This window comes from Pseudoxanthobacter sp. (genome assembly GCF_036822375.1).
In the GTDB taxonomy this organism is placed as follows: domain Bacteria; phylum Pseudomonadota; class Alphaproteobacteria; order Rhizobiales; family Segnochrobactraceae; genus Pseudoxanthobacter.
Window position 1 is genome coordinate 1 of record NZ_DAISHT010000230.1, and the last position, 5,095, is coordinate 5,095.

4 protein-coding genes are annotated in these 5,095 nt (G+C 68.6%); all 4 read right to left on the reverse strand.

The features are described 5' to 3' along the window. Positions 1 to 1,550 (reverse strand): glutamine-hydrolyzing GMP synthase (gene guaA / locus V7067_RS15330; RefSeq protein WP_334176774.1); only part of this gene is annotated, 1,550 nt, incomplete at its 3' end. A 103-nt stretch (positions 1,551 to 1,653) separates the two neighbouring features. Beyond that, positions 1,654 to 1,956 carry a hypothetical protein gene (locus V7067_RS15335; protein ID WP_334176775.1) on the reverse strand — a complete coding sequence of 101 codons (303 nt, stop codon included), beginning with the start codon at positions 1,954 to 1,956 and terminating at the stop codon, positions 1,654 to 1,656. Continuing rightward, positions 1,956 to 3,290 (reverse strand): RsmB/NOP family class I SAM-dependent RNA methyltransferase, encoded by a 1,335-nt coding sequence (locus V7067_RS15340; protein ID WP_334176776.1) that lies wholly within the window; start codon positions 3,288 to 3,290, stop codon positions 1,956 to 1,958. Before V7067_RS15340 ends, V7067_RS15335 begins: the two co-directional genes overlap by 1 nt. 252 nt (positions 3,291 to 3,542) lie before the next feature. Further along, entirely contained in the window at positions 3,543 to 5,045 is a 1,503-nt protein-coding gene (gene guaB, locus V7067_RS15345) for an IMP dehydrogenase (protein WP_334176777.1), read from the reverse strand. Positions 5,046 to 5,095 lie beyond the last annotated feature (50 nt).

Below are 5,095 nucleotides of genomic sequence, written 5' to 3' on the forward strand. Positions count from 1 at the left end.
TCCCACTCAATCGTGCCCGGCGGCTTCGAGGTCACGTCGTAGACGACGCGGTTGATGCCGCGGACTTCGTTGATGATGCGGTTGGCGACTTTGCCCAGGAAGGCCATGTCGAAGGGATAGAAATCGGCGGTCATGCCGTCGACGGAGGTGACGGCGCGCAGGCCGCAGACGCTTTCGTAGGTGCGGCCGTCGCCCATCACACCCACGGTCTGCACCGGCAGCAGCACCGCGAAGGCCTGCCAGATGGTGTCGTAGAGGCCGGCCTTGCGGATTTCGTCCAGATAGATCGCATCGGCTTCGCGCAGGATGTCGAGCTTCTCCGACGTGATCGTGCCGGGGCAGCGGATGGCGAGGCCCGGTCCCGGGAAGGGATGACGGCCGACGAACACATCCGGCAGGCCAAGCTCGCGGCCAAGCAGGCGGACTTCGTCCTTGAACAGTTCGCGCAGCGGCTCCACCAGCCGGAACTTCATGTCCTTGGGCAGACCGCCGACGTTATGATGGGATTTGATGGTAACCGACGGGCCGCCCGAGAACGACACGCTTTCGATCACGTCGGGATAGAGCGTGCCCTGCGCCAGGAAGGCGGCATCGCCCACCGCGCGGGCTTCCTCGTCGAACACCTCGATGAACAGGCGGCCGATGGTCTTGCGCTTCACCTCCGGGTCGCTCACGCCGGCGAGCGCGCCGAGGAAGCGGGCCGAGGCATCGACATGGACCAGCGGAATGTTGAAGGTGCCGCGGAACAGGCTCACCACCTGCTCGGCCTCGCCTTTCCGCATCAGGCCGTGGTCGACGAAGATGCAGGTGAGCTGGTCGCCGATCGCCTCGTGGATCAGCACCGCCGCCACGGCGGAATCCACGCCGCCGGAAAGGCCGCAGATCACCTTTTCCTTGCCGACCTGCGCGCGGATCCGGGCAATCATCTCCTCGCGGAAGGCCTTCATGGTCCACTCGCCGCCAAGGCCGGCGATCTTGTGGATGAAGTTGGCGATGAGCTTCGCGCCATCCGGCGTATGCACGACTTCCGGATGGAACATCAGGCCGTAGAAGCGGCGCTTCTCGTCCTCGATCACGGCGCAGGGGGCGTTGGGAGAGGCGCCCTTCACCTCAAAGCCCGGCGGCAGGCGGGTGATGCGGTCGCCGTGGCTCATCCACACGATATGCTCTTCGCCCGGGTTCCACACGCCGTCGAACAGCGCGGAGGGCTTCTTCACGCTCACTTCCGCGCGGCCGAACTCGCGGTGGTGGCCGCTCTCCACGATGCCGCCGAGCTGGGCGGCCATGGTCATCTGACCGTAGCAGATGCCCAGCACCGGCACGCCGCGCTCGAACACCTGCTGGGGTGCGCGCGGGCTGTCGCCGTCGGGCACCGAGGCCGGGCCGCCGGACAGGATGATAGCCTGCGGATTGAGGCGCTCCAGAGCGGCTTCGGCATTCTGGAAGGGAACGATCTCGGAGTAGACCCCGCTCTCGCGCACGCGCCGCGCGATGAGCTGCGTCACCTGGCTGCCGAAATCGATGATGAGCACCCGTTCACGTGCCGCCATGGCGTTGTCCTTCCGCTTGGCCTGTGCCGCGCGCCGGCCCCGTGTCCGTCCGGCGCCGTGCGGCCGATCCTGTCTTGCCGGCCCCTGGCGGGGCGGCTGGGTTTCAGTTGCCCGGCGCCTTTTCAGGCGGCGCTGCCGCGCCTTCCGGGGCCGGTGCGCCGCCGGCCGGGGCCGGCTTCCACACCTTTTCGCAGCCCACCGTCGGCCACGCGCCGGGGTGCCGCTTGCTCAGAACGCTGCAGGTGAGATTGCGCACCGGTTCCGGCAGGCGGCGGTTGATCGCCATTCCCACCGCCTCATAGGGCGAAGCGGCAAGAAACACATAGATCGCGAAATAGAGCGCCGTGCCCAGCACCACGGCGATGAGCAGCAGCACCAGATTGGAAAGCCGCAGCCAGGGTCGCATCACGCCCCCTTCCCCGGCCGGCGGCGCGGCTCGGAACGCTCGATCAGCGCCACGAAGAAGCCGTCGGTGTCGGCGGTCGCCGGCGTCATGCGCACGGCGCGGCCAAAGCTGCCGACCTCCACCGCCACGGCCGGCGGCATGGCAGCGCCAAGGCCGGAAACCCACGCCCCCGCCGGATCGATGAGGCGAAAATCCGGGTGGGCGGAGAGAAATGCCGCCACGCGGTCCTCATTTTCTTCCGGCAACACGGAACAGGTGACATAGATCAGCCGGCCGCCGCTGCGCACGAAGCGCACGGCAGCCTCCAGAACCTCGTCCTGCTGGCGCATGCGCAGCGCCAGTGCATTCTGCCCCACGCGCCACTTGGCATCCGGCCGGCGCCGCCAGGTGCCGGTGCCGGTGCAGGGCGCATCGACGAACACCACGTCCATGCGGCCTTCCAGATCGGCCAGCACATCCCCGCGCCCCGGCTGGCGCACCTGAATGTTGTGGGCGCCGGAGCGGTTGATCCGCTCCAGAATGTCGCCGAAGCGGCGCTTGTCGGAATCGTAGGCATAAAGCTGGCCGCGGTTATCCATCACCGCCGCCAGAGCCAGCGTCTTGCCGCCGGCGCCGGCGCACAGGTCCAGAACCTGCTGTCCCGGCCGCACCCCGGCCAGCAGCGCCGCCACCTGCGAGCCTTCGTTCTGCACCTCGAACCAGCCGCGGGAGAACGCCAGTTCGCTCTGGACGTGGGGCGGCTTGGCCGGCCCCTCGCCCACCGGCACGCGCACCGAGACCGGCGACAGGCCGCCCGCCACGGCATCGAGATCGGCGAGCGCGGCCAGCACCTTGTCGCGGTCGGCCCTGAGGGTGTTGACGCGCAGGTCCACCGGCGCCCGGCCGGCCAGTGCGGCGCCCTCCGCCACCATGGCCGGCCCGAAGGCGCGAACCAGCGAAGGCGCCAGCCACTCCGGCACATCCGCCCTCACCCAGTCGGGCGCATCGGCCAGCGTGTCGGCGGAAAGCGCGCGGCGCTCGGCCTCCGTCAGCGGCGAAGGCGCGTGGGCCTCCATCGCGAAGCGGCGGTCGATATCGTCCAGAGAATGGCCCCAGATGACATGGAAGGCGGCCAGCACCACGGCACGCGGGGCGTCGGAGCCCATCCGCCAGGCCAGCGAGGCGCGGCGGCGCAGGGTGTCGAACACCAGATTGCCTATGGCGACGCGGTCGCCGGAGCCGGCGAAGCGGTGCGCAAGGCCCCAGGCCTTCAGCGCATCCTGCACGGGCCGCCGGTTGGTATCGACGTCGGTCAGAACATCAATGGCGGCGGAGAGGCGGGCGGCCGGTGTCATGGCTGGGCGACCGTCGGAAGGTGAGCCGTCATCGGGCAGCAGCACTCACGAATTGAAGGGGGCAGAGCCGCCGCAGATGGCGGATGCCCCGGCGTTCGGGAAAGCCGAAAAGGGCCGGAGCCGCCACGACGGCGGCGCCGGCACCCTTTCAGGCCCGAGGCAGAAAACAGGAGTGCAGCACCGAAAGCAATCCGCCATGGAGACGCGGTCGGGCAAAGCGGTGCCGCAGAGGCCGGAAAGACCGGCCGGCCCTCAGATCGAGGACGGGTAGTTCGGGCTCTCGCGCACAATCGCCACGTCGTGGGTGTGGCTTTCGCGATAGCCGGCATTGGTGATGCGCACGAAGCGGGCGCGCTCCTGCAGATCGGTGATGGTCGGGGCGCCGACATAGCCCATGGCAGCGCGCAGGCCGCCGGCGAGCTGATGCAGAACGGCGCTGATCGGCCCCTTATAGGGCACCTGACCCTCGATGCCTTCCGGCACCAGCTTCATGGTATCGCGCACTTCGGCCTGGAAATAGCGGTCGGCCGAACCGCGCGCCATGGCGCCGATGGAGCCCATGCCGCGGTAGGCCTTGAAGCTGCGGCCCTGATGCAGATAGACCTCGCCGGGGCTCTCCTCGGTGCCGGCCAGCAGCGAACCGATCATGGCGCAGGCCGCGCCGCCGGCCAGCGCCTTGGCGACATCGCCGGAGAACTTGATGCCGCCGTCGGCGACAATCGGAATGCCCTGATCGGAGGCGACGCGGGCGGCCTCCATGATGGCGGTGAGCTGCGGCATGCCGACGCCGGCCACCACGCGGGTGGTGCAGATGGAGCCCGGGCCGATGCCGACCTTCACGGCGTCGGCGCCGGCATCGATGAGCGCGCGGGTGCCGTCGGCGGTCGCCACGTTGCCGGCCAGCACCTGCACGCTGTTCGACAGCGCCTTGACCTTGGTCACCATCTCCAGCACGCGGGCGGAATGGCCGTGGGCAGTGTCGACCACCACCAGATCGACGCCGGCGTCGATCAGGCGCGCGGCACGCTCAAGGCCGGCCGGGCCGACATTGGTGGCCGCCGCCACGCGCAGGCGGCCCTGCGCGTCCTTGGAGGCATGGGGGTTGAGGTGGGCCTTCTCGATGTCCTTCACCGTCACGAGGCCGATGCAGTTGTAATCGTCGTCGACGACCAGCAGCTTCTCGATGCGGTGGGCATGCAGCAGGCGCTTGGCTTCAAGCTGGCTGACGCTGTCGCGGACCGTGATCAGGTTCTCGCGGGTCATCAGCTCATAGACGCGCTGATTGGGGTTGGAGGCAAACCGCACGTCGCGGTTGGTCAGGATGCCGACGAGACGGCCGGTGTGGAAACCGCCCTTGCTGCCGTTCTCCACCACCGGAATGCCGGAGATGCCGTACTGCTTCATCAGGCCCAGCGCATCGGCCAGCGTGGCATCGGGGCCGATCACCACCGGGTTCACGACCATGCCGGATTCGAACTTCTTGACCTGCCGCACCTGCTCGGCCTGCTCGTCGGCCTCAAGATTGCGGTGAATGACGCCGAGACCGCCGGCCTGCGCCATCGCAATGGCCAGACGGGCTTCGGTGACGGTGTCCATCGCCGACGAAATCAGCGGCAGGTTGAGGTCGATCTCGCGCGTCAGCCGCGTGCGGATGTCGACCTCCGAGGGCATCACGTCCGAGGGGCCCGGCAGCAGCAGGACGTCGTCAAACGTCAGTGCTTCCTGCCCGGTCAGCGTGTGAATGAGTTCTGCCATGATTGCCATCCCCGAACGAACGGATTTCTGAGTATGCCAATGCCCGGGCC